Annotated in this window: 21 protein-coding genes; 10 read left to right on the top strand and 11 right to left on the bottom strand. The window is 70.8% G+C overall.

Annotated elements, in window-relative coordinates; genetic code table 11:
- Positions 1-88 precede the first annotated feature (88 nt).
- Entirely contained in the window at positions 89-919 is an 831-nt protein-coding gene (locus E6R62_RS27375; protein WP_136216159.1) for an alpha/beta fold hydrolase, read from the top strand.
- On the opposite strand, the gene E6R62_RS27370 is transcribed toward E6R62_RS27375, so the two are convergent.
- Complete coding sequence (locus E6R62_RS27370) at positions 888-1,469, bottom strand: TetR/AcrR family transcriptional regulator (protein ID WP_136216158.1); 582 nt, start codon at positions 1,467-1,469, stop codon at positions 888-890. The two genes, E6R62_RS27375 and E6R62_RS27370, sit on opposite strands and share 32 nt — an antisense overlap.
- 122 nt (positions 1,470-1,591) lie before the next feature.
- On the opposite strand from E6R62_RS27370, the gene E6R62_RS27365 reads away from it, so the two are divergent.
- Positions 1,592-3,181: an MDR family MFS transporter gene (locus E6R62_RS27365; protein ID WP_136216157.1), complete on the top strand. Its 1,590-nt coding sequence runs from the start codon at positions 1,592-1,594 to the stop codon at positions 3,179-3,181.
- A gap of 198 nt (positions 3,182-3,379) precedes the next feature.
- Here E6R62_RS27365 and E6R62_RS27360 read toward each other — a convergent pair whose 3' ends face one another.
- Positions 3,380-4,516, bottom strand: coding sequence for a serine hydrolase domain-containing protein (locus E6R62_RS27360; protein WP_136216156.1), 1,137 nt, complete (start codon positions 4,514-4,516; stop codon positions 3,380-3,382).
- A 175-nt stretch (positions 4,517-4,691) separates the two neighbouring features.
- On the opposite strand from E6R62_RS27360, the gene E6R62_RS27350 reads away from it, so the two are divergent.
- Entirely contained in the window at positions 4,692-5,318 is a 627-nt protein-coding gene (locus E6R62_RS27350; protein ID WP_168714201.1) for a hypothetical protein, read from the top strand.
- A 305-nt stretch (positions 5,319-5,623) separates the two neighbouring features.
- Here E6R62_RS27350 and E6R62_RS27345 read toward each other — a convergent pair whose 3' ends face one another.
- The 3 genes from E6R62_RS27345 to E6R62_RS27335 all read right to left on the bottom strand — a co-directional run bounded on the left by E6R62_RS27345 (position 5,624) and on the right by E6R62_RS27335 (position 8,225).
- A complete protein-coding gene (locus E6R62_RS27345) occupies positions 5,624-6,898 on the bottom strand; it encodes an extracellular solute-binding protein (protein WP_136216218.1) in 1,275 nt (424 codons plus the stop codon).
- Between the two features lie 290 nt (positions 6,899-7,188).
- Entirely contained in the window at positions 7,189-7,806 is a 618-nt protein-coding gene (locus tag E6R62_RS27340; protein ID WP_136216154.1) for an SMI1/KNR4 family protein, read from the bottom strand.
- A 62-nt stretch (positions 7,807-7,868) separates the two neighbouring features.
- Entirely contained in the window at positions 7,869-8,225 is a 357-nt protein-coding gene (locus tag E6R62_RS27335; RefSeq protein ID WP_136216217.1) for a DUF192 domain-containing protein, read from the bottom strand.
- Between the two features lie 247 nt (positions 8,226-8,472).
- Between E6R62_RS27335 and E6R62_RS27330 the strand changes: the two genes are divergently transcribed.
- Complete coding sequence (locus E6R62_RS27330) at positions 8,473-9,336, top strand: A24 family peptidase (RefSeq protein ID WP_136216153.1); 864 nt, start codon at positions 8,473-8,475, stop codon at positions 9,334-9,336.
- Positions 9,337-9,502: 166 nt separating this feature from the next.
- Here the strand turns inward: E6R62_RS27330 and mgrA are convergent, their stop codons facing one another.
- Entirely contained in the window at positions 9,503-10,540 is a 1,038-nt protein-coding gene (gene mgrA / locus E6R62_RS27325) for an L-glyceraldehyde 3-phosphate reductase (protein ID WP_136216152.1), read from the bottom strand.
- Positions 10,541-10,669: 129 nt separating this feature from the next.
- On the opposite strand from mgrA, the gene E6R62_RS27320 reads away from it, so the two are divergent.
- From E6R62_RS27320 to E6R62_RS27305, 4 genes are all read left to right on the top strand, one after another.
- A complete protein-coding gene (locus E6R62_RS27320; protein WP_136216151.1) occupies positions 10,670-11,431 on the top strand; it encodes an isoprenyl transferase in 762 nt (253 codons plus the stop codon).
- 368 nt (positions 11,432-11,799) lie between these two features.
- Entirely contained in the window at positions 11,800-13,116 is a 1,317-nt protein-coding gene (locus tag E6R62_RS27315; protein ID WP_136216150.1) for a PhoH family protein, read from the top strand.
- A gap of 433 nt (positions 13,117-13,549) precedes the next feature.
- Entirely contained in the window at positions 13,550-14,275 is a 726-nt protein-coding gene (locus E6R62_RS27310) for a transglycosylase SLT domain-containing protein (RefSeq protein ID WP_136216216.1), read from the top strand.
- Between the two features lie 129 nt (positions 14,276-14,404).
- Positions 14,405-15,742: an AI-2E family transporter gene (locus E6R62_RS27305; protein WP_136216149.1), complete on the top strand. Its 1,338-nt coding sequence runs from the start codon at positions 14,405-14,407 to the stop codon at positions 15,740-15,742.
- A gap of 59 nt (positions 15,743-15,801) precedes the next feature.
- Here E6R62_RS27305 and E6R62_RS27300 read toward each other — a convergent pair whose 3' ends face one another.
- Positions 15,802-16,338, bottom strand: coding sequence for an alkyl hydroperoxide reductase (locus E6R62_RS27300; protein ID WP_136216148.1), 537 nt, complete (start codon positions 16,336-16,338; stop codon positions 15,802-15,804).
- A 3-nt stretch (positions 16,339-16,341) separates the two neighbouring features.
- Entirely contained in the window at positions 16,342-16,896 is a 555-nt protein-coding gene (locus E6R62_RS27295; RefSeq protein ID WP_136216147.1) for a peroxiredoxin, read from the bottom strand.
- 141 nt (positions 16,897-17,037) lie between these two features.
- Between E6R62_RS27295 and E6R62_RS27290 the strand changes: the two genes are divergently transcribed.
- Positions 17,038-18,006 (top strand): LysR substrate-binding domain-containing protein, encoded by a 969-nt coding sequence (locus E6R62_RS27290; protein WP_136216146.1) that lies wholly within the window; start codon positions 17,038-17,040, stop codon positions 18,004-18,006.
- A 59-nt stretch (positions 18,007-18,065) separates the two neighbouring features.
- Here the strand turns inward: E6R62_RS27290 and E6R62_RS27285 are convergent, their stop codons facing one another.
- Positions 18,066-18,248 carry a hypothetical protein gene (locus E6R62_RS27285; RefSeq protein WP_136216145.1) on the bottom strand — a complete coding sequence of 61 codons (183 nt, stop codon included), beginning with the start codon at positions 18,246-18,248 and terminating at the stop codon, positions 18,066-18,068.
- Between the two features lie 33 nt (positions 18,249-18,281).
- Positions 18,282-19,226 carry an SPFH domain-containing protein gene (locus tag E6R62_RS27280; RefSeq protein ID WP_136216144.1) on the bottom strand — a complete coding sequence of 315 codons (945 nt, stop codon included), beginning with the start codon at positions 19,224-19,226 and terminating at the stop codon, positions 18,282-18,284.
- Between the two features lie 242 nt (positions 19,227-19,468).
- Here E6R62_RS27280 and E6R62_RS27275 point away from each other — a divergent pair, with 242 nt between their 5' ends.
- Positions 19,469-21,754, top strand: coding sequence for a transglycosylase domain-containing protein (locus E6R62_RS27275; protein ID WP_136216143.1), 2,286 nt, complete (start codon positions 19,469-19,471; stop codon positions 21,752-21,754).
- Positions 21,755-21,868: 114 nt separating this feature from the next.
- Here the strand turns inward: E6R62_RS27275 and E6R62_RS27270 are convergent.
- On the bottom strand, positions 21,869-23,770 hold a 1,902-nt coding region (locus tag E6R62_RS27270), incomplete at its 5' end, for a SpoIIE family protein phosphatase (protein WP_240801935.1).

Below are 23,770 nucleotides of genomic sequence, written 5' to 3'. Positions count from 1 at the left end.
CGGACCGCCACCCGGGCTAACGCCGCGTGTGAGGGGGCGCAGCCCGAGGTATGTGTCCCGTTCCTACCGGCGGAGGAGGAGACTCGGCATGCCACGGGCTCGGGTGAACGGCGTGGAACTCTTCTACGAGGTCACGGGCGAGGGCGATCCCCTCGTACTGGTCCACGGGTCCTGGGTCGACCACCACACCTGGCGCCTGGTCGCCCCGCGCCTCGCCGAGTCGTACCGGGTGGTGGTCTACGACCGTCGCGGTCACAGCGGCAGCGAGCGTCCGCCCGGCCAGGGGACCCGTAGGCAGGACGAGGACGACCTCGCGGCGCTCATCGAGACCCTGGACCTGGCCCCGGCCCACGTCGCGGGGGGTTCCTTCGGCGGCTCCACCGCCCTCGGCCTCGCCACCCGCCGCCCCGAGCTGTTCCGCGCCCTCGCCGCCCACGAGCCCCCGCTGCTGGGTCTCGTCGAGGGCGATCAGGAGGCGGAGGCCGCCCGCCTGCGCCTGGACGCCGTCTTCGCGGACATCCGTGGCGGCGACCACGCGACCGCGGCCCGGCGCTTCGTGGAAGAGGTGGTCTCCGGGCCGGGCGAGTGGGACAGGGTGCCGGAGTCGATCCGCCAGACGTTCATCGCCAACGCCCCGACCTTCCTCGACGAGCAGTCGGACCCGGCCTGGGCCATGATCGACCTGCCGCGCCTGGCCGCCGGCTACACCGGCCCCGCGCTGCTGACCACGGGCAGCGAGGGCATGCCCTGGTTCCCGGGGATCGTCGCCAAGCTCGGCAAGGCGCTGCCCGGGGCGCGGGTCGTCACCCTGGAGGGCGCCGGCCACGTCCCCCACCTCACGCACCCGGACGCCTACGTCGACACCCTCACCGGGTTCCTGCGGGCGGCTACGGCTGCCGGTGGTGGGCCTGGACGATGAGGTCCGTGGCGACCTCCAGGGCCGCCTTACGGGTCTCCTCCGGGTCGCCTTCCACGTGCTGGAGGAACATCATCCCGGCGTGCAGGGTGAACAGCGCGCTGATGCAACGCACTTGGTCGGCCAGCGGGGCGTCCGCGGACCTGAGGAGTTCCACGAGGGCGAAGAGCCGCTTCTTCATCGTCTCGCCGATGCTGAGCTCCCGCACCGTCGCCTGGTTCTCCTGCATGAACCGGTAGAGCGAGACCCCGGACGCCATCGCCTCGCTGTAGCGGCGCAGCACCTCGCGCTTGGTCTCCAGCGTGCGCGGCTGCTCCTCGGCCCAGCCGATCAGGTCGTCGATGGGCCGGGTCAGGTCGTCGAAGACACTGATGATGATGTCTTCCTTGGTCTTGAAGTGGTAGTACAGAGCCGCCTTCGTGACGTCGAGCCGCTCCGCGATCTCGCGCAGCGACGTCTTCTCGTACCCCTGCTCGGCGAAGAGCTCCAGCGCGACGTCCTGGATGCGCTGGCGCGTGTTTCCGCGCCGCTGTTGCGGACTGCTGCTGGACATGACTCTCCCCAAAAAACTTACTTGACGCCCGGCTAGTGACGCGTCTACCTTCACCAGTGTAGTGAACTAGCCGGGCGGCAAGTAAGTGGCCGGGTGCTAAAAGTGCCAGGGGAGTGGACGACATGGTGGAGATGACGAAAAAGAAGGAGAACTCCGGGGAGGTGAAGCCCCGCAGTGTCCGCGTCGTGCTCATGGCACTCATGATCGCGATGCTGCTCGCCATGCTCGACAACATGATCGTCGGTACGGCGATGCCGACGATCGTCGGCGAACTCGGCGGCTTGGAGCACCTGTCCTGGGTGGTCACGGCGTACACGCTGGCCACCGCGGCCTCCACCCCCATCTGGGGCAAGGTCGGCGACATGTACGGCCGCAAGGGTTCGTTCCTCACCTCCATCGTGATCTTCCTGATCGGTTCCGCCCTGAGCGGCATGGCCCAGGACATGGGTCAGCTGATCGGATTCCGCGCGATCCAGGGCCTGGGCGCCGGTGGTCTGATGGTCGGCGTCATGGCGATCATCGGTGACCTGATCCCGCCCCGCGAACGCGGCAAGTACCAGGGCATGATGGCCGGTGTGATGGCCCTCGCCATGATCGGCGGCCCGCTGGTCGGCGGCACCATCACCGACCACATGGGCTGGCGCTGGTCCTTCTACATAAACCTGCCGCTCGGCGCCGTGGCCCTCGCGATGGTGACCGCGGTCCTGCACCTGCCCAAGAAGAAGGCCCAAGGCAAGATCGACTACCTGGGCGCGGCCCTGCTGACCCTCGCCATCACCTCCACCGTCCTGGTCACCACCTGGGGCGGGACCGAGTACGCCTGGGGTTCCGGCGAGATCATCGGTCTGATCGTCGTCGGTGTGCTCGCCATCGCCGCGTTCCTCTACGCCGAGACCAAGGCCGCCGAGCCGGTCATGCCGCTGCACATCTTCCGCAGCCGCAACTTCACCCTGATGTCGGTGATCGGCTTCCTCGTCGGCTTCGCGATGTTCGGCGGCGTGCTCTACCTGCCGCTCTTCCAACAGGCCGTGCAGGGCGCCTCCGCCACCAACTCGGGGCTGCTGCTCCTGCCGATGCTGCTCTCGATGATGGTCGTCTCGCTCATCGCGGGTCGGATCACCACCAGCACCGGCAAGTACAAGGTGTTCCCGATCGCCGGCGGCGCGCTCATGGTCGTCGGGCTCTTCCTGCTCGCGACGATGGACACCGACACCACCCGACTCGTCTCCGGTCTGTACATGGCGGTGCTCGGCGCCGGCCTCGGCTTCCTGATGCAGATCACCATGCTGGTCGCGCAGAACAGCGTGGACATGAAGGACATGGGCGTCGCCTCGTCCTCCGCCACCCTGTTCCGTACGCTCGGCGGCTCCTTCGGCGTGGCCCTGATGGGTTCGCTGTTCACCTCGCAGGTCACCGACACCATGACCGACCGGCTCGGCCCGGCCGCCGCCGCCAAGTCGGGCTCGGCGCAGCTCGACGCGGCGAGCCTGGCGAAGCTGCCCGAGGCGATCCGCGACGCCTACCAGCACGCGGTCGCCGCCGGTACGCACTCGGCCTTCCTGCTCGGCGCGGCCATCGCCGTACTGGGCTTCCTGGCGGCCTGGTTCGTCAAGGAGGTCCCGCTCCGGGGCGCGGGCCCGGCCCCGGCCGGCGGCGGCACCGCCGAGGACGGCGCGCCCGCGCAGGTCGCGCAGGCGTCCATCGCCCACTGAGCCCGCGGGCTCTCGTGCGTGTGGCCCGGCCCCGGGGATCGACAGGTCCCCGGGGCCGGGCCGTTTCGTGCCCGGACGGCTGCTTCTCGTGCCCGGTCGGCTGCTCTACGTGCCGGTCGGCCGACCCTTACCCCTTCGGGCGGGACGCCTGTCCGGCGACGGACGTCGTGATCCGTGCCGCCCCGTCGGGGGCCCGGTTCAGGAGGCCGCCCGGGCCACCTTCAGTACCGCCGCCGTCAGGGGGAGGTTCTCCGGGGCCGTGCCGCCCGGGAAGCCGAAGCGCCGGCGCGTGTACCCGTACGCGATGCCGGTGACCGGGTCCGCGAAGCCGTTCGCCCCCGCCGCCCCGCAGTGGCCGAACGCCTCCGGCCCCACCGCCGGCTGCCGCTCGAAGCCCAACCCGAAGTGGTCCGGCTCCAAGACCACCCGGTCCTGGCCCGGGGTGTGCAGCTTCGCGAACTCCGCCACCGTCTCCGGTTTCAGCAGCGCGGGCCGGCCGTCGACCTCGCCGATCGCCGCCGCGTACATGCCCGCGATGCCGGCCGCCGTGCCGACCCCGCCCGCCGACGCCGGACCCTGCGCCTTCACCAGCGGGTGGTTGGCGAACGCGACGAGGTCCATCGGCGGATCGGTGTGCCAGTTGAACGCCACGGGCAACAGTTCGGGCATGGGGCCGGCCGCCGCCTGGATCTCCAGCTGGGCGGGCGTCGGCAGGGCCTCCAGGATCGGCTTCCAGCGCTCCTGCGCCTCTGACGGCAGACCCATGTACAGGTCCAGCCCGTACGGCGCGCGCACCCGCTCCTCGTAGATCTCCCGGATCGACCGGCCCGTGGCCCGCCGTACGACCTCACCGGTCAAGGCGCCGATGACGAACGCGTGGTACCCGTACGCCGTCCCCGGCTCCCAGTACGGCTCGGCGGACGCCAGCCGCGCCGCGATGAACGCGTCGTCGGCCAGTTCCTCGATCGTGAACCCCTCCGGCGTGTTGATCAGGCCCGACCGGTGCGCGAGCAGGTCCCGTACGGTCAACCGCTCCTTGCCGTGGCCCGTGAACTCGGGCCAGTACGAGACGACCGGCCGGTCCGGCTCCAGCGCACCGTCCTGGACGAGCAACGCCACCACCAGGTGCGCCGCGCCCTTGGTGATCGAGAAGACGCCGGACAGCGTCTCGCCGTCGGTGTCCTCGCCCGCCCACAGGTCCACCACCGTGCGCCCGTGGTGACGTACGGCCAGTTGAGCCTCCGGCGAGTGCGGCTGCGCCGCCACCACCGCCTCGAACTCGGCCCGTACCGTCTCCCAGCCCGCCGCCACGGTGCCGGTCACCTTCACGCCCATGGAATCCCCCTGTCGCTTCGTCTACGCATCGAACGCACGGCGCAACCGGCGTTGATCAGGTGGTATTCCTGGGCTCGCCGGGATATGTCACCTCCGTGGCGGGCGCCGGCTCCCTTACGGGTGAACGCGCCCCAGGCGTCGTTCCGGCGTGCCGTGAGCCCCCGTTGGGCCGGGCATGAACCGCACCCGCACCGCCGCCGTCGCCCTCGCCGCCGCCCTGGCCGCCCTCGCCCCGGCCCTTTGCCAGTCCGCCGCCACCGCGGCCCAGGGCACCTTCCTCCAGGACCCGTCGGGCGACGAGAAGGCGATGAAGTCGATGTGGACGAAGGACGACATGCACAAGGTGGAGGCCCAGTTCCGCCTCTACCCGAACATCCAGTACAAGACGGTCACCCGGACGGAGTCCAAGGGCGGGCAGCAGTGGGAGCGGGACGTCCCCGACCCCAAGACGATGGCCTGGATGCCCTCGTACGAGTTCGCGTGGTCCGTCGCCGATTCCCAGCTCGTCAAGAAGGCGGTGACGACGAAGGACGGCAAGCACCCGATCGTCCTGCACGCCGTGCTGCGCACCGCCGGGAAGGCGAAGGCGGGGGAGGTGGACCAGGAGCTGACGGGTCGGCCCGCGACGGGCCGGGTCAAGGTCCCGGGTGGGAAGCGGATCGCCTGCGACACCGGTGTGTACACGGTGGAGTGGTCGCTCACCCGGCCCGGTTACGGGACGCTGCGGGGAACCCTGCCCTGGGACTCGAACTGCGAGCAGTACCGTACGGCGTTCTCGGACGACAACGGGCGCGTCCACTGAGGGGACCGTCCGGGAAGGCCGGCCGCCCGCGCACCTTGTGGGTGGTCGCCGGACGGCTGGGCCGCGGCCTCGGATCAAGGGCCGTGGAGATCATGATGCCGCGCGGGGTGGGTGCGGCGTAAGGCGAAGGTCCCCTGCCACGGTGGGCGTTCGCGCGGCGGTGGTCCCGCCGGATCGCGCTGGTGCCGGGGGCCAAGTGCCGGGGGCCTGCCGGGCGGGTGAGGGCTGAGCGCTGAGGGCTGGGCGCTGAGATCTCGGGTGCCGGCGGCGCGGCGGTGGCGTCGGCGTTCGGTTGCCCGGAGGGCTCAGTGCTTCTTGCGGGCCGCGGTCGCCTTCGCGGCGATGTCCTCCAGGACGCTCTTCGGGTCACCCGTCGGCTCCACCGCACGGCCGACGTTGCGCTTGATGGTGTCGCTGACCGTCACCCAGGACGGGTCGTTCACCGGGTAGAGCTGGGCCCCGCGCAGCGCGGTCAGGAACTGCTCGTCGTTCTTGTCGATGCCGCCGCCGGAGGGGGTGCGGGAGGCGCTGACGGTCGCGGGCAGCAGGTGGTAGCGGCTCGCGAAGTCCGACAGGTACTTGTCCTGGTAGACGAAGTCGAGGAACTTGCCGATCTCGGCGCGCTTGCCGTTCTGGTTGAACGCCATCATCCAGTCCGCCACACCGACGGTGGGCGGGACCTCGCCGGCGCTCAGGGTGTCCGAGACCGGCATCGGGACGGCCCGGACCTCGATGCCCTTGCCGCGCGCCTCGTAGGCGAGCGACGGGTAGCCGTTGACCATGCCGACCTCACCGCGCAGGAACGCGGCGAAGGCGTCGGCGCGGTTGAACTGCGACGGGGCGACGGGACCGGTCAGGCCGGGGGTGACCAGGCTGTCCTTGAGCCACTTGAAGGTCGCGATGTTCTGGTCCGACGCGAGGCTGTAGTTGCCGCTGCTGTCGGCATAGCCGCCGCCGTTGCTCAGTTCCCAGATCAACGCCTCGGCGTGTGCCTCCTCCGGGCCCAGGGGGAGGGCGTAGGGGATCTTCACCCCCTTCTCCTTGAGGGCCTTGGCGTCGCTCTTGAGGTCGGCCCAGGTCTTGGGCGCGTTGTTCAGCCCGGCCTGCTTGAACAGGGTGTCGTTGTAGAAGAGGAGGCGGCTGCTCGCCACGAAGGGCAGGCCGTAGAGGGTGCTGCCGACGGAACCCGCCTCGGTGAGGGGTTGCAGGAAGTTCGCCTCGGCGGTGACGGTGAGCAGGTCGTCGGCGGAATAGAGCTTGCCCTGCGCGGCGAAGTCCGAGTACGAACCCATGAGTGCCATGTCCGGCGCGTTGCCGGCCTTCACCATGCGCGAGACCTCGCGGTCGATGTCGGCCCAGGGCAGGAGTTGCACCTCGACTTTGAGGTCGGGGTTGGCGGCGGTGAAGTCGTGCGTGACCTTGTCCCAGTACGCCTTGGAACTCGTGGCGGCACTATCGCCGTATTCCGCCGCGACGAGGCGCAGCGTACCGCTGTCACCTGCGCCTCCGTCGGAACTCCCGCATCCTGCGAGGGGTATGAGCAGACCGATCACGGCCGCACCGGCGGTCGTGCCGAACATATTTCGTCGCACGGGTGGATTCCCCTGAGTTTCTTGTGATTCCCGGTGTTACTTATGAGTTACTCCGGGCCGAGGTGTCCCTTCGTGGCCCGTTGGCCGGAATTCTCTCCTGCCGACAGGTCGGTTGGTCCCATTGGGGCGGCAGTTGTGTTCAATGCTCCAATCGGCGCTATTCCCCATGGTGTTTTCCGATATGTGGTCCGCAATTCGGACGCGCGTAGACATGACGAAACGCCCGTTCCGAGGGGAAACGGGTCGGGGGAGGGGGAGGAAGGGGACGGGGCGGAGAACTAGTCGGCGAACTCGCCCGCGTACGGGTCGGGCTCGCCCGTCTCGGGGTTGCGGCCCTCCTGCCAACGGCGCTGCGCCTTGCGCCAGTGCACGAAGCTGAGGTGCCCGCCGTCCCAGAACGTGATGCCCACCGGGCTCACGTCGAAGTCGTCCGAGCAGAGCCGGTAGAGGAACTCGGCCATGCCGTACGGGTAGACCGCGAACGGGTCCGCGGTGTGGCGCCCGACGACGAGGACGGGCCAGCGGTCCGGGTCGGGGTCGGTGGTGAGCCAGCACAGGATGTCGGAGCCGCCGGTGACGCCCCAGGCGATGATCGACTCGGGGTCGACGTCGAAGGCGCTCCGACCGCCCTCGGCCTCCCACACCTGCCGGGCGTTCTCGGTCTCCTCGGCCATCTCGGCGGGGGCCCACTGGAGTCCGGGCTTGGGGAGCGGCAACAGGACGTCGGCCTCGCCGTTGATGGAGCCGGAGCCGTAACGCCCCATGAACGCGACGAAGTCGGCCGGGAACCGGGTCCCCCAGGCCGCCTCGGCGGCAGGCCAGTCGACGTCCTCGTCGGCGCCGTGCGTCGCGGGCATGATCTGCTCCAGCGCCTTGACCGCAACGTTCTCCGTCATGCCGCTCCCCTGCCACCACCCCAGCTCAACCGCCCCAACCTACCCCCGGGGCCCCGCGTCGCCTAGCCGTCGTCTCGACTGTCGGGCCGGACATCCACCCGGGTGCCGGCGCGCAGGTCCCAACGGGCCATGGCGCCCGCCGCGGCCTCCAGGACGTGCCGGGCGCGCGGGCGGGGCAGGCCCAGGCGGCCGGGGCGCATCGTGGTCACGGCGATGACGGTGAGGTTCCGGTCGAGGTACGCCACGTCGATCGGGAAGCGCATCCGGAAGGTGTGCACGCCGGCCGCCGGGGTCAGCAGAATGGCGCCGGCGATCCCGTCCCGGCCGAGCAGGCCGCGGGTGCGCGCCCGATAGGAGGCGGCGATCTCCAACGGGACGTCGAACGGGACGTCGAACGGGACGTCGAACGGGCCGTACAAGGGGACGTCCGGTGGGAGCTCCGACGGCGCCTCGCGCCGGGCGTCCCGCCGGGCCGCGTCGCCCGGGGGCGCTCCGCGCCCGGCCCCTGGTGTCACCACGGGCCCGGCCCCCGCCGCCGCGGGGCCGCCGATCCTGAGGGTGGCCGGGCCGTCCGTCCAGTGCCGCCTGATCGCCATGACCGTCAGGGTAGGGCCGATGGGCCCCCGGGCCCATGCCCCCGCCGGCCCCCGGGGCTACGGTCTGCGGATGGGCCTGGCCTTGATCATCCTCGCCGCCGGCTACGGCGCGGCCGGCGGGCTGCTGCTGCCGCGCGCCGCCTATCGGCTGTCCGTGGAGCCCGAGCGGCCCTGGCGCGACCGCTGCCCCGAGGGCCACCCCCTGCCCGGCTGGGTCGGCCTCGCGCGCTGCCCTGCCGGCGCGGGCGGACCCGTACCGGCTCGGCGGGCCCTACCCGAGCCCGCCCCTCCGCCCCTACCCGAGCCCGCCCCTCCGCCCGGACCCGGAACCGCCCCCGTGCCCGGCCGTCCGGCCGGTTCCGGCGGGACGTCCCCCGCGCGGCCGCATCCGTACGGGCCCTCCTCCGCCCGCACCGCCGCCTTGACCGGCGGGGTCTGCGCCGCTCTCGCCGCGGCCTGCGGCCCGAGGCCCGAGGCGGCGGTCTTCGTGGTGCTCGCACCCGCCCTGGTGCTGCTCGGTCTCGTCGACCTCGCGGTGCACCGGCTGCCCGACCCGCTGACCCTGCCGCTCGCCGCGCTGACCGCCGCGCTGCTCGGCGGCGCCGCGCTCCTGCCCGGCGCCGCCGGGTCATGGCGGCTCGCGCTGCTCGGCGGGCTCGCGCTGGGAGGCGCGTACCTCGTGCTGTTCCTGATCAACCCGGCCGGGATGGGGTTCGGCGACGTCAAGCTGGCGCTCTCGCTCGGGGTCGCTCTTGGGTGGTACGGGTGGGGGGTATGGTTCGCCGGAACGTTCCTGGGCTTCCTCTACGGGGCCGTATACGGGCTCGCCCTTGTGCTGCGCAGGCGCGGGGGCCCCGGCGCGGCCTTCGCGTTCGGCCCCTTCATGACGGCCGGCGCCCTCACGGGAATGCTGCTGGGCGGATTCGGAGCGTAATCATTTCGCGTCGATGCACGCGGGATGCTTTACGAAGGGTTATGGTGGAACCCCCCCCTCGGGCCGGTCCGTATCCCCCCCACGGACCGGCCCGTTTTTTCTTTTCTCCCCACCCCCGCGGGCACCGCCGCGAAAGCGCAGGTCAGTGCCGCGGGCGTGGAGTGCGTCAGCCCCGCTGGGCCCAGATGTTGGTGCCGGGGGTCGAGACGGCGTGGGAATCGATCTCCCGCAGCTCCTCCGCCGTCAGCGGGGGACCCGCCAGCGCGGCGACGTTCTCCTCCAGTTGGGCCACGCTCGACGCGCCGATGAGCGCCGAGGTCATGCGACTGTCCCGGAGCACCCAGTTCAGCGCGAGCTGCGCCAGCGACTGCCCGCGCCGGGCGGCGATGTCGTTCAGGCCGTTCAGCCGCCGCAGCACCTCGTCCGAGAGCAGGTCCGGGTTCAGGGACTTGCCCTGGGTGGCCCGCGAGCCCTCCGGGATGCCCTTGAGGTACTTGCCCGTCAGCAGCCCCTGGGCGAGCGGTACGAAGGAGATGCAACCCATGCCGGCGTCCTCCAGGACGTCCAGCAGTCCGTCCTCCTCCGTCCAGCGGTTGATCATGGAGTAGGAGGGCTGGTGGATGAGGGGGCGCACACCCATCCCGACGAGGATGCGCGCCGCCTCGGCCGTCTGCTCGGCCGTGTAGGAGGACACGCCGACGTACAGCGCCTTTCCCTGGTGGACCGCGGACGCGAGGGCGCCCATGGTCTCCTCCAGCGGGGTCTCCGGGTCGAACCGGTGCGAGTAGAAGATGTCGACGTAGTCGACGCCCATCCGCTTGAGCGAGGCGTCGAGCGAGCCGAGCAGGTACTTGCGGCTGCCCCATTCGCCGTACGGGCCCTCGTGCATGAGGTAGCCCGCCTTGGTGGAGAGCACCAGTTCCTCGCGGTGGGACGCGAAGTCCTGCGCGAAGATCTTGCCGAAGTTCAGCTCGGCCGAACCGGGCGGTGGCCCGTAGTTGTTGGCGAGGTCGAAGTGGGTGACGCCGAGGTCGAAGGCGCGGCGCAGGATGGCGCGCTGCGAGGCCAGCGACTTGTCATCGCCGAAGTTGTGCCACAGGCCCAGGGAGACGGCGGGGAGTCTGAGGCCGCTGCGGCCGGTGCGGCGGTACTCCATGGAGTCGTAGCGCGAGGGCTCTGCCCGATAGGGATTGTTATCAGTCACGTTGTCCTCCCTATCACGGACCTGTGACCGGCCGAGTTGGGTACCCGATCCCGCCGCGCAGTAATGTGGCGGACTCGGGGGTGGGGACCGCAATCCGCACGGGGGATCGCACGGAGGGGCTGGAAGATCGTGAAGCTGCGCGACCTGGTGTACAGGCTCTACGCACGCCGGGTGGAAGGCCGCCTCGACCACGACGCGTCGCCCAAGCACATCGGCGTGATCCTGGACGGGAACAGGCGCTGGGCGAAGGCGTCCGGAGGCACGACGGAACAGGGCCACCAGGCCGGGGCCGACAAGATCTCGGAGATGCTGGGCTGGTGCACCGAGACGGACGTCGAGGTCGTCACCCTGTGGATGCTCTCCACGGACAACCTGGACCGGCCCGAGGTCGAGCTCCGTCCGCTGCTCAACATCATCGAGAACACCGTGCGGGGCCTCGCCGCGGACGGCCGCTGGCGGGTCCACCACGTCGGCAACCTGGACATCCTCCCCGCGGGCACCCAGACGGTGCTGAAGGAGGCCGAGCAGGCCACGCACGACGTCGAGGGGATACTCGTCAACGTCGCGGTCGGCTACGGCGGCCGGCAGGAGATCGCCGACGCGGTCCGCTCGCTGCTGCTGGAGCACGCCGAGAAGGGCACGTCCTTCGAGGAGCTCGCCGAGGTCCTCGACATCGACCACATCGCCGAGCACCTCTACACGCGCGGCCAGCCCGACCCGGACCTCGTCATCCGCACCAGCGGCGAGCAGCGGCTGTCCGGTTTCATGCTGTGGCAGAGCGCGCATTCGGAGTACTACTTCTGCGAGGTCTTCTGGCCGGCCTTCCGCAAGGTCGACTTCCTGCGGGCCCTGCGCGACTACGCGGCGCGCCACCGGCGGTACGGCACCTGACCGGCGGGACCGGGCCGGCGGCACCCCACGGCCGGTGCCCGACCGGCGGGATCTGACGCCCCCTCGACCCCACCCGGGGCGCCCCCAGTCGACGCGGACCCTTCACCAGCGCTTCACCGAGCGTCCGTCATATGCCATGGCATGGGCGAGCCGGTTCCAGGGCATACCCCTAGCAGGTCGACGCCCGACCCACGGGTGTCGAGTCTCAGCGGACGGCATGGGGCCGTCCGCCCGGGAGGCCCTTTGCACCAGGACGCGCGTGCGGTCCGCACGGACGAAGTGGAGGGCCGGAAATCGGCCCGCGCATGGGTGCCGATGACCGGTCCGGTCTTCATGGCCCGACCTCTTCCGAGGGGGTACGTCCTTCCGTGGTGACCAGCACAAAGCGCCGCCTGCCCGACAGGCGGACCTACGTCCTCGACACCAGCGTCCTGCTGGCAGACCCCAACGCGGTATCCCGCTTCGAAGAGCACGAGGTCGTGCTCCCGATCGTGGTGATCACCGAGCTGGAGGCCAAGAGGCACCATCCCGAACTCGGCTACTTCGCGCGCCAGGCCCTGCGCCTGCTCGACGACTTCCGGGTTCGCTACGGTCGCCTCGACGCCCCCATCCCGCTGGGCGATCTGGGCGGTACCCTGCGCGTCGAACTCAACCACTCCGACCCCGGCGTCCTGCCCGCGGGCTTCCGGCTGGGGGACAACGACTCCCGCATCCTGGCCGTCGCCCGCAACCTCCAGGCCGAGGGCTACGACGTCACGGTGGTCTCGAAGGACCTGCCGCTGCGCATCAAGGCCTCCTCCGTGGGGCTGCTCGCCGAGGAGTACCGGGCCGAGCTGGCGATCACCGACAGCGGCTGGACCGGCATGAGCGAGCTCGCGCTCTCCGGGGAGCAGGTCGACCTGCTCTTCTCGGAGGAGCGGCTCTACGTACCGGAGGCCGCCGAACTGCCGGTGCACACCGGGCTCGTCCTCCAGTCGGAGCGCGGCAAGGCGCTCGGCCGGGTCACGGCGGACGGCAACGTCCGTCTCGTGCGCGGCGACCGCGAGGCGTTCGGACTGCACGGCCGCAGCGCCGAGCAGCGCATCGCGCTGGACCTGCTGCTCGACCCCGAGATCGGGATCCTCTCGATGGGCGGTCGGGCGGGCACCGGCAAGTCGGCGCTGGCCCTGTGCGCGGGCCTGGAGGCGGTCCTGGAGCGCAGGCAGCACCAGAAGGTGATGGTCTTCCGGCCGCTGTACGCGGTGGGCGGCCAGGAGCTGGGCTACCTCCCGGGCACCGAGGCCGAGAAGATGAGCCCCTGGGCGCAGGCGGTCTTCGACACCCTCTCCTCCGTTGCCGGGCGCGAGGTCATCGAGGAGGTGCTGAACCGCGGGATGCTGGAAGTCCTGCCGCTCACGCACATCCGCGGCCGTTCGCTCCACGACGCCTTCGTGATCGTGGACGAGGCCCAGTCGTTGGAGCGCAACGTGCTGCTGACCGTGCTGTCCCGCATCGGCGCCAATTCAAGGGTCGTCCTGACCCACGACGTGGCCCAGCGGGACAACTTGAGGGTCGGCCGGTACGACGGGGTGGTCGCCGTCGTTGAGAAGCTCAAGGGGCATCCGCTGTTCGCCCACGTCACGCTGACGCGTTCCGAGCGCTCCCCGATCGCCGCGCTCGTCACCGAGATGCTGGAGACGCTGTGACCCCCGAGGAGGCAGTGACCCCGGGGACGTGGTGACCCGGCGGCAAAAAGGGGCGGAAGCCCCATAGGCGGAGGATCAGTTGACGCCGCCCGGCGAAGGCGCAGCAGCCTAGCCGGGCGGCGTCATGCTGCACAGGTCTTCGGTGAAATCGGGGGCGTTCCCGCAGGTGTGACCTTTCCCACGCAACGTGGAATTGCCCTGCGGCGTCGCGGTCCGGCAGAGTCTGCTTTCCGTCAGGCCCCGCATACGGCACTCCTGTACCTCTCGCGAGGTACGCGCACGACAACAACTCCAGAACCGGTCGCCGTATGCCGCCCGAGCTAGTCGGCAGCCCCCGCGAGGGAGTTGCCCCGGGCCCGCGCCTCCAGTGACCGCGGATTCATGGAGGCCAGTGTCGAGGGGCACTATTGCGACCGCGCGGTCACTGCGGACGCTGCTGGAAGGACACCGTGTGAGCCGGATCTCGGTCCGGGGGTTCGCAGTGGCTTCGGCCACCGCGGTCACCACCGTCGGCGCAGTCGTAGGCGTCGCGGCGGGCGACACCACCTCGAACGATCTCGAAACGACCGCCGCCGGAGCGACTCTCCTCACTGACATCCCGGTCGGCGACCAGGCTCAGGTCCAGAGCGCGTCCCTGACGCAGCAGGCCGACGCCATCGCCCACGCCGCCGACACCGATGCCACGCGCTCGGCCGAGGAAGCGGCGCGCATCCAGGCGGCGCAGGACGCCAAGGCGAAGAAGACGGACGCCGAGGCGGCCGCGGCCAAGAAGAAGGCCGAAGAAGAGGCGAAGAAGCACGAAGACGAGCAGGTCGCCAGCCGCTCCGCGACGCGCAGCGCCGGGGACTTCGCCGTCCAGGGCTCCTACACGGTCGCCCAGGTCAAGGACATCGCCCGGCAGATCGTGCCGGCCGGCCAGTTCCAGTGCTTCTCCAACATCATCAACGAGGAATCGACCTGGAACTACCAGGCCGTGAATTCCTCTTCGGGCGCCTACGGCCTGGTCCAGGCACTGCCCGGCTCCAAGATGGCCTCGGCCGGAGCCGACTGGCGCACCAACCCCGCCACGCAGATCCAGTGGGGCCTGGGCTACATGAACGACCGCTACGGCAGCCCGTGCAGCGCCTGGAGCTTCCACCAGGCCAACGGCTGGTACTAGGTCTCCACGCCGTCCGGGGAAACCGGGCCCGGCGATCAACCTCGGGGAGCCCCGCACCGTCCTACGGTGCGGGGCTCCCGCGTGTACGGTCGGCGGAGTGTTTCCGCGGGTCGGGGGAAAGGGAAAGGCATGATGAAGAGGGCAGGCTGGCTGGGCACGCTCGGCAGAGGGCTCAGTCAGATCGGCGCGCGTCTCGACGAGCGGCGGGCCGAGGTCGAGGCGGAGACCGCCGTCGACGTGCCCGTCCCCGTCCCGCTGCCCGTGGACGGGCCGGTGCCCGCGACCGTGGTGGCCCCCGGTGGTGCCTCCGGCTGGCGGGAGCGGCCCGACCCGGTGACGGTCATCCCGTGGGGCATGCGGGTGGCCGCCGAGGCCAGTTGGCGGCTGCTGCTCCTGGCCGGGATGCTCTGGGTGCTGATGAAGGTGATCAGCGAGGTCCGCCTCGTGGTGCTCGCCTTCTCCGCCGCCCTGCTCGTCACCGCCCTGCTCCAGCCCTTCGTCGTACGACTGCGCAGGCTCGGGCTGCCGCGCGGGCTCGCCACGGCCGTGACCGCCATCCTCGGCTTCGTCGTGATCGGCCTGGTCGGCTGGTTCGTGGTCTGGCAGGTCATGGAGAACCTCGACACCCTCTCCGCCCGGGTGCGCGAGGGCATCGACGAACTCAAACTCTGGTTGCTGGACAGCCCGTTCCACGTCACCGAGAAGCAGATCAACGACATCGCGAAGAGCCTCACCGACACCATCGGCACCAACACCGAGCAGATCACCTCCGCCGGCCTGCAGGGCGTGACGGTGCTCGTCGAGGTACTGACGGGCATCCTGCTCTCGATGTTCTCGACGCTCTTCCTGCTCTACGACGGCAAGCGCATCTGGACCTGGGTGCTCGGCCTGGTCCCGCGCGCGGCCCGCCCCGGGGTCGCCGGCGCCGGCCCACGCGCCTGGCGCACGCTGACCGCCTACGTCCGGGGCACCGTGCTCGTCGCCCTCATCGACGCCGTCTTCATCGGCCTCGGGCTGTACTTCCTCGACGTCACGATGGCGGTGCCGCTCGCCGTCTTCATCTTCCTGTTCGCCTTCATCCCGCTCGTCGGCGCGGTGGTCTCCGGCGCCCTGGCCGTGGTGGTGGCCCTGGTGACACAGGGGCCGTTCATCGCCCTGATGGTCCTCGCGGTGGTGCTGGCGGTGCAGCAGCTGGAGGGGCACGTGCTCCAGCCGTTCATCCTGGGCCGCGCCGTACGGGTGCACCCGCTCGCGGTGGTGCTGGCGGTGGCGGCCGGCGGGATGGTCGCCGGCATCGGCGGTGCGGTGGTCGCCGTGCCGCTGGTGGCCGTCACCAACACCGTCGTGGTGTACCTGCGGGCGTACTCGCGCGACCAGCAGCGCGCGGCCGCCGCCACGACGGGCCCGGGCCCGCACGGCGCCACGGCCCTGCCGCGCGCCGAGCGGGAAGAGAGCGCCGACGAGTAGGCCCCCGCGGCCGGTGACGGCTGCGGGGGCCCTGGGGCTCGTACGCGTACGAGGGTGCGCTACTCGGCGGCGAGGGCGGCCTCGGCGTCGAGGGTGACGGCGACGGCCTGGATCACCGAGGCGATCTTGAAGGCCTCCTGGACCGTCTCACGGGCGACGCCGGCCTTGCGCAGCACCTGCTCGTGCGAGTCCAGGCACTGGCCGCAGCCGTTGATCGCGGAGACCGCGAGCGACCACAGCTCGAAGTCGACCTTCTCCACGCCCGGGTTGCCGATGACGTTCATCCGCAGACCGGCGCGCAGGTTGTTGTACTCCGGGTCGGACAGCAGGTGCCGGGTCCGGTAGAACACGTTGTTCATCGCCATGACCGCGGCGGCGGACTTGGCGGCGGTGTACGCCTCCGGCGACAGGGCCGCCTTCGCCTCGGGCTCCAGCTCACGCAGGACGCGCGCGGAGCGGGCGGCGATCGCGCAGGCCAGGACCGTGCCCCACAGCTGCTGCTGCGGGAGGTCGCTGTTGCCGATGACCGAACCGAGGTTCAGCTTCAGGTCCTTGGCGAAGTCCGGTACGGCGGCCTTGAGGGAGTCGAGGGACATCGCTCACTCACCGGCCAGCAGCGCGCCGGCGTCCAGGGTGCCCTCGCCCTTGTTCCAGTTGCAGGGGCACAGCTCGTCGGTCTGCAGGGCGTCGAGGACCCGCAGGACCTCCTTGGGGTTACGGCCGACGGAACCGGCGGTCACCATCGTGAACTGGATCTCGTTGTTCTGGTCGACGATGAAGACGGCGCGCTGCGCGAAGCCGTCCTCGCCCTGCACACCACAGGCCCGCATGAGCTCGTGCTTGGAGTCGGCCAGCATCGGGAAGGGCAGGTCGCGCAGGTCGGCGTGGTCCTTGCGCCAGGCGTGGTGGACGAACTCGGAGTCGCCGGAGACGCCGAGGATCTGGGCGTCGCGGTCCTGGAACTCCTCGTTGAGCTTGCCGAAGGCGGCGATCTCGGTCGGGCAGACGAAGGTGAAGTCCTTCGGCCAGAAGAACACCACGCGCCACTTGCCCTCGTAGGTCTTGTGGTCGATCTGCGCGAACTCGCTGCCGGCTTCGAGCGAGACGCAGGCGGTCAGATCGTAGGTGGGGAACTTGTCACCGACAGTGAGCACGTGCTCTCCTTGCAGACAGGAAAGTACCCTTTTTGGGGGCTTTCCAAGGGGGTTGGACTGATCTCACATGCTGGCACAGCTGCATTGATTACGGAAATAGCTACTCTTGTGGCTGGTGATCGGAGGTGCCTATCAGTGGCGATGGGTAATAGGGGAGCGAAGCTCGGCCCCAAGAACGGTGCGGCCCGGCAGGCGACGCTCGCTCAACTGCGCGCCTTCGCGGCCGTCGCCGAGCACCTGCACTTCCGGGACGCCGCCGCGGCGATCGGGATGAGCCAGCCGGCATTGTCCGGAGCCGTCTCCGCCCTGGAGGAGGCCCTCGGCGTGCAGCTGCTGGAGCGCACCACCCGCAAGGTGCTGCTCTCCCCGGCGGGTGAGCGGATCGCCGCCCGGGCGCGGGTCGTGCTCGACGCGATGGGCGGGCTGCTGGAGGAGGCCGAGGCGGTGCGCGCGCCGTTCACCGGGGTGCTGCGGCTCGGGGTGATCCCCACCGTGGCCCCGTACCTGCTGCCGACCGTGCTCGGGTTGTTCCACCGCCGCTACCCCCGGATGGACCTCCAGGTGCACGAGGAGCAGACCACCTCGCTGCTGGAGGGGCTGGCCGCCGGACGGCTCGACCTGCTGCTCCTGGCGGTACCGCTGGCGGTCCCCGGCGTCACCGAACTCCCGCTCTTCGACGAGGACTTCGTCCTGTTGGCGCCCCGGGAACACCCCCTCGCGGGCCGCAAGGACATCCCGCGCGAGGAACTGCGCGAACTGCAGCTCCTGTTGCTCGACGAAGGCCACTGCCTGCGCGACCAGGCACTCGACATCTGCCGGGAGGCGGGCCGCTCGGCCGGGGCGGACGTCACCACCACCGCCGCCGGGCTCTCCACGCTCGTGCAACTGGTCGCCGGGGGGCTCGGGGTCACACTGTTGCCGCGTACGGCCCTGCGGCTGGAGACCGCGCGCAACGAGTACCTGACCACCGGGTACTTCGCGGAACCGGCCCCCTCGCGGCGCATCGCACTGGCCATGCGGACCGGGACGGCCCGGCAGGAGGAGTTCACGGCCATCGCCGCCTCCCTGCGCGAGGCCGTACGCCCGCTCCCGGTGTGGCCGACGGACTGAGACCCCGATGATCTCCCCGCGGCGCCCTCGGGGCCCCGGCGTTCCCCCCTCGAAGGGGCCTACTCGGAGGGCTTCGGGGGGCGGCCGCGGGGTGGGATCGGGGCGACGTCGCCGGGAAGGCGGCCGGACTCGGACAGGGCGCGCCGCAGCAGGAACTCGATCTGGGCGTTCGCGCTGCGCAACTCGTCGCCCGCCCAGCGCGCCAGCGCTTCGTAGACCTGCGGGTCCAGTCGCAGCAACACCTGCTTGCGCGCCTGGCGCGCCGCCGGCGGAGCTCACTGGTAGAGGGTGCCGGTGTTGAGGACGGGCTGGGCCGCGCGGTCACCGCACAGGACCACCATCAGGTTCGAGACCATGGAGGCCTTGCGCTCGGGGTCCAGGTCCACGATCTCCTCCTCCGCCAGACGGGTCAGGGCCAGCTCCACCATGCCCACCGCGCCCTCGACGATCTGCTTGCGGGCCGCCACGACCGCGCCCGCCTGCTGGCGCTGGAGCATCGCGGAGGCGATCTCAGGAGCGTACGCGAGATGCGTGAAGCGGGACTCGATGATGTGGACGCCCGCCGCCTCGACGCGGGTGGACAGCTCCGCCGCCAGCTTCCGGGTGATTTCCTCCGCGTTGCCGCGCAGCGACAGGCCGCCTTCGTCGTGGGCGTCGTAGGGGTACTCGATGGCGATGTGCCGGACGGCCGTCTCGGTCTGCGTCTCCACGAACTCGGTGAAGTCCTCCACCTCGAACACCGCGCGGGCCGTGTCCTCCACCCGCCACACCACGACCGCCGCCAGCTCGATCGGGTTGCCGTAGGCGTCGTTGACCTTGAGGACGTTCGTCTCGTGGTTGCGGACGCGGGTGGAGACCCGCTCGCGGGAGGTCAGCGGGTTGACCCAGCGCAAGCCCTCCGTCCGCACCGTCCCCCGGTAGCGGCCGAAGAGCTGTACGACGCGCGCCTGGCCGGGCGCCACCGTGTTGAGCCCGCTCATCGCGAAGACGGCCGCGAGGTCCAGCAGGACGCCGGTGGCGATCAGCGCCACCTTGAGGGCGTCGACGCCCGTCATCGAGCCGACGACGATCAGGCCGGTACCGGCCGCCAGGCCCGCGAGGCCGAGCAGCAACGCCGGGCCGCCGCCGATGCTGTGCGCGGCGAACTCCCTTATCCGCGTGGGCGATGCGCCGGGCGATACGTCGTTCGCGCCGGAATCCGTCGCCGATGCAGTGGTCATGGTCTGCCCCCGTTTGTCGCCGATGCCCGGTCGTGATCGACCGGAACTCCTAGCAAAGTGATAGCACTTTTTACGCTCACCGCAACCCTTCGGGCCTCATGTGCGTCGGTTCCAGTGGTGTGGGTGCTGATTCTCACGTCCGAAATGACCGGAATTGATCAGGATTAGTCAACCTTTGTCACAGCCTGCGGTGTTAGTTTTCTGAGCTGACGTCGGGGGGGTAATCGAGCGGAGCGGGAGCGATGGGCCGAGCAGAAGCGCGACGGGCGCAGCAGCAACGCGGTGCGCGGAAAGCGCCGAGCGGGCGCCCGGACGGGCGCGCGGGCAAGGCGACCGGCAAACGCACCGGCATACGCCGGTTCTTCACCTGGAAAAAGATCCTCGGCGCGTTCTTCGGGATGATCCTGCTCCTGATACTGGGAGCGGTCGCCGCCTACTTCATGGTGGACCCGCCGGACCCCCGGGCCGACGCGGTGCTCCAGAGCAACACCTACGAGTACGCCGACGGCTCGATCATGGCCCGCACGGGCAAGACGAACCGCGAGATCGTGGCGATCGACAAGATCCCCGAAGACGTGCAGACCGCCTTCATCGCGATCGAGAACAAGTCCTTCTACAAGGACAGCGGCGTGGACGTCATGGGCGTGGCCCGCGGCCTGTTCAACACCCTGCGCGGGAAGGGCACAGCCGGCGGTTCGACGATCACCCAGCAGTACGTCAAGAACTACTACCTCACCCAGGACCAGTCGGCGACCCGAAAGCTGCGCGAGCTCGTGATCGCCATCAAGGTCGACCAGCGCATGTCGAAGCCCGACATCCTCGCCGGGTACCTGAACACCAACTTCTACGGCCGCAACGCCTACGGCATCCAGGCCGCCGCCCAGGCCTTCTACGGCGTCGACGCGGACAAGCTCACCCTCGCGCAGGGTGCCTACCTCGCCGCCGTCATCCAGGCCCCGAGCCAGTACGACTGGGCGACCGCCGGCCCCAACGGCAAGCACCTGGCCATGGTCCGCTTCAACGCCGTCCTCGACAACATGGTCGAGATGGGCAAGCTGGACCCCGCCAAGCGCAAGACGATCCAGTTCCAGGAGCCCATCAAGCCCAAGCCCGCCCCGGGCATGGACGGGCAGAAGGGCTACCTGATCCAGGCCGCCAACGCCGAGCTGAACGCGCACGGCATCAAGGACGAGCAGATCGCGGCCGGCGGCTGGACCTTCACGCTCAACATCGACAAGAAGAAGCAGGCCGCCATGGAGAAGGCGGTCCAGGACAAGCTGGAGTCCCAGCTCCAACGCAAGAACGTCCAGGAACGGCCGCAGGACCAGAGCGTGCAGGCCGGCGCCACCTCGGTGGACCCGAAGACCGGCGCGATCGTGGCGATGTACGGCGGCACCGGCCTGAGCGACAAGTACAACAGCAACGCGCTGCGCACCGACTACCAGCCCGGCTCGACCTTCAAGCCGGTCGTACTGGCCACCGCCCTGGAGACCGGGGCGACCACCCAGGACGGCCGCAAGATCACCCCGAACACCCTCTACGACGGCACCAGCAAGCGCCCCGTCGTCGGCAGCTCGGTCCCCTTCGCCCCGCAGAACCAGGACGACGCCAACTACGGCGACCCGATGCTCACGGTCCAGGACGCCACCAACTCCTCCGTGAACTCCGTCTACGCCCAGATGATCGTGGACGCCAAGCCGGCCAGCGTGAAGAAGCAGGCCCTCGCCCTCGGCATGCACAACCGTGACGGCTGGCCCGACGACAAGCCGGCCATGTCGCTCGGCACCATGAGCGCCAACACCGTGGAGATGGCCGGCGTCTACGCCACCTTCGACAACCACGGCAAGAAGGTCACCCCGACCATCGTGAAGAAGGCCGAGCACAAGGACGCCGAGTACACCCCCGGCAGCCCGATCGGCAGCCAGGTCCTCAGCCGCAAGACCGCCGACACCGTCACCAAGGTGCTCACCGGCGTGGTCGCCAACGGTTCCGGCAAGGCCGTGCGGAGCGACGAGTACCAGGCCGCGGGCAAGACCGGTACCACCGAGTCCAACGTGGCCGCCTGGTTCACCGGGTACACCCCCGAGCTCGTGACCGTCGTCGCGATGTTCGGCGAGGACCCCAACAGCCACGGCCAGGTCACGCTGACCGGTACCGCCGGCGGTGGCCGCGCGGGTGGCTCCAGCTTCCCCGCCGAGATCTGGAAGGCGTACACCACCTCCGTCCTCAGCGGTGTCAGCACGGACGAGTTCGACCTGTCGGACGCGGACATGGGCCCCGTCCAGGCGCCCACCCGCAGCGCCGCGCCCACCAAGGACGCGAGCCCGACCGCCTCGGCCACGGGGAACACCAAGTCGCCGACGACCACCACGAGTCCCACGAGGACCGGCGACCCGACCGGCCACACCAAGGACCCGACGAAGACCGCCGACCCGACGAAGCCGACGAAGGACCCGACGAAGACCGCCGATCCGACGAAGTCGTTCCTCTTCCCGCCGCCGCCGCAGGAGCAGCAGCGACAGCCCTGACGGGCCGGAGAACGGAGAACCGCCCCGCGACGATCACGTCGCGGGGCGGTGCCGTACGGGTGGTGCGCCATGGACGGTGTCGTGACGGCGGGCTCGTGTCGTGGTCGACGCGGTTCAGCCGGCGTCGCCGCGCGGCAGCGTGAGCTCGAACCAGACGACCTTGCCGCTGCTCAGCCGGGTGGCACCCCACCGGCGGGCCATCCGGTTGACGAGGAACAGTCCGCGGCCGCCCTCGTCGGTCTCCCTCGCCCGGCGCTGGCGGGGCAACTGCGGGGAGTCGTCGCCGACCTCGCAGCGCAGCACGTCCGTCCGCAGCAGCCGCAGGGTCACGGGCCGCTCGGCGTACCGGACGGCGTTCGTCACCACCTCGCTGACCAGCAGCTCCAGCGAGTCCTGGAGCTCCTCCAGCCCCCAACGGGCCAGCGCCCGACGGGCGAAGCGGCGGGCCCGCCCGGGAGCGGTCTCCTCCGGGTCCAGGAACCAGTACGCCACGTCACTGGGCGCGATCCCGTCGAAGCGGGCCGCGAGCAAGGCGATGTCGTCGTCCCGGTCGCCGGGGCCGAGCATGTCGAGTACGTCGTCGCACAGCGCCTCCAGAGGCGGCGGGTGGTCGACGCCCGTCAACTGCGCGGTGGTGGCAAGCCGCTCCCGCAACTGCTCGATGCCGGTCCAGACGTCGCGCAGCCGGGACTCCACCAGCCCGTCGGTGTACAGCAGCAGGGTGGCGCCCGCCGGGGCGTCCAGTTCCACCGCCTCGAAGTCCACGCCGCCGACGCCGATGGGGGCGCCCGGCGGGACCCGCAGCACCTCTGCGCGCCCGCCCAGGTGCAGGAGCACCGGCGGGGGGTGGCCGGCGTTGGCGATGGTGATCCGGTGCGAGACGGGGTCGTAGACCGCGTAGAGGCAGGTGGCCATCCGGTCGGAACCCAGGCGCTGGGCCTGCTCGTCCAAGTGGTGCAGGACCTCAGCCGGAGGCAGGTCCAGCTGCGCCAGCGTCTGCGCGGTGGTGCGGAGCTGCCCCATGATCGCGGCGGACGTCATGGAGTGGCCCATCACGTCCCCGACGACCAGCGCGACGCGGCTGCCGGGCAGCGGTATGGCGTCGTACCAGTCGCCGCCGACCCGGGCCGTCTCGGCGGCCGGCAGGTAGCGGGAGGCGAGGCGCACCCCGGTGGGCTGGGGGAGGCTGTCGGGCAGCATGGTGCGCTGGAGTTCGTCGGCGATGTACGCCTCACGGCCGTACAGCATCGCCTTGTCGATGCCGAGCGCGGTGTGCGTGGCCAACTGGGCGGCCACCAAGAGGTCGTTGGTCTCGAACGCGGGCCGCTCAGGGGTACGCAGGAACACCGCCGAGCCGATCACCCGGCGCCGGCCGCGCAGCGGCGCGAGGATGGCCCGCTGTCCGCGCGGTACGGGATGGTCGCCGCCCAACAGCTCCGACAGGGCGTCCTTCGCCGCGACGGAGGACCCGAAGACCGGGCGGACGCCGCGCAGCACCTCGGCGAGCGGGCCGCCCGGCCGGATCTCGCACAGCTCGGCGGCGGGCAGGTCACCCTGGGGGCCGACCAACGGAAGCCGGCTGAAATCGAGTTCGCCACCGGACCCGGCCGCCCCGGCGAACTCGCCGCTCGTCAGATCGTCGAGGGGCCGGAGCCGGTCGGTGCGACGGAGCCTTAGAACGACCGGGCCGACGGGGCGTTCGTCGCCGACCGGCAGCGGATCGCGCAGGTAGACGAGGATGGCGTCGGAGAAGGTCGGCACGGTCGCCCGGCACAGACCGAGCACGATCTCGTCGAGGTCGATGCCGCGCGCGATGCGGCGGGTGGCCGCGCCGACGAAGCGCAGCCGGTCGCCCTCGCGGCGCGCGGTGGTGGTGACGTCCGCCGTCCCGCCACCCGGTACGCCGCCGCTGCCGCCCGCGATCGGGCCGCCGCCCGAGCCGTCGGTCGCGCCGCCCAGGGCGCCCACGGACGCCCCGTCGGCGGCCGGACGGCCGCCCCCGCCCCCGCCCCGGGG

Origin of the sequence: Streptomyces sp. A1136, from assembly GCF_004795055.1 — a bacterium.
Lineage (GTDB): Bacteria > Actinomycetota > Actinomycetes > Streptomycetales > Streptomycetaceae > Streptomyces.
The sequence above is the reverse complement of the archived record's forward strand: the minus strand, read 5'-3'. Positions and strand labels throughout refer to the sequence as shown.

Coding starts and splice junctions, on each gene's coding strand:
- E6R62_RS27375 (WP_136216159.1), top strand. CDS start 89: ATGCCACGGGCTCGGGTGAACGGCGTGGAACTCTTCTACGAGGTCACG.
- E6R62_RS27370 (WP_136216158.1), bottom strand. CDS start 1,469: ATGTCCAGCAGCAGTCCGCAACAGCGGCGCGGAAACACGCGCCAGCGC.
- E6R62_RS27365 (WP_136216157.1), top strand. CDS start 1,592: ATGGTGGAGATGACGAAAAAGAAGGAGAACTCCGGGGAGGTGAAGCCC.
- E6R62_RS27360 (WP_136216156.1), bottom strand. CDS start 4,516: ATGGGCGTGAAGGTGACCGGCACCGTGGCGGCGGGCTGGGAGACGGTA.
- E6R62_RS27350 (WP_168714201.1), top strand. CDS start 4,692: ATGAACCGCACCCGCACCGCCGCCGTCGCCCTCGCCGCCGCCCTGGCC.
- E6R62_RS27345 (WP_136216218.1), bottom strand. CDS start 6,898: ATGTTCGGCACGACCGCCGGTGCGGCCGTGATCGGTCTGCTCATACCC.
- E6R62_RS27340 (WP_136216154.1), bottom strand. CDS start 7,806: ATGACGGAGAACGTTGCGGTCAAGGCGCTGGAGCAGATCATGCCCGCG.
- E6R62_RS27330 (WP_136216153.1), top strand. CDS start 8,473: ATGGGCCTGGCCTTGATCATCCTCGCCGCCGGCTACGGCGCGGCCGGC.
- E6R62_RS27305 (WP_136216149.1), top strand. CDS start 14,405: ATGATGAAGAGGGCAGGCTGGCTGGGCACGCTCGGCAGAGGGCTCAGT.
- E6R62_RS27300 (WP_136216148.1), bottom strand. CDS start 16,338: ATGTCCCTCGACTCCCTCAAGGCCGCCGTACCGGACTTCGCCAAGGAC.
- E6R62_RS27290 (WP_136216146.1), top strand. CDS start 17,038: ATGGGTAATAGGGGAGCGAAGCTCGGCCCCAAGAACGGTGCGGCCCGG.
- E6R62_RS27280 (WP_136216144.1), bottom strand. CDS start 19,226: ATGACCACTGCATCGGCGACGGATTCCGGCGCGAACGACGTATCGCCC.
- E6R62_RS27275 (WP_136216143.1), top strand. CDS start 19,469: ATGGGCCGAGCAGAAGCGCGACGGGCGCAGCAGCAACGCGGTGCGCGG.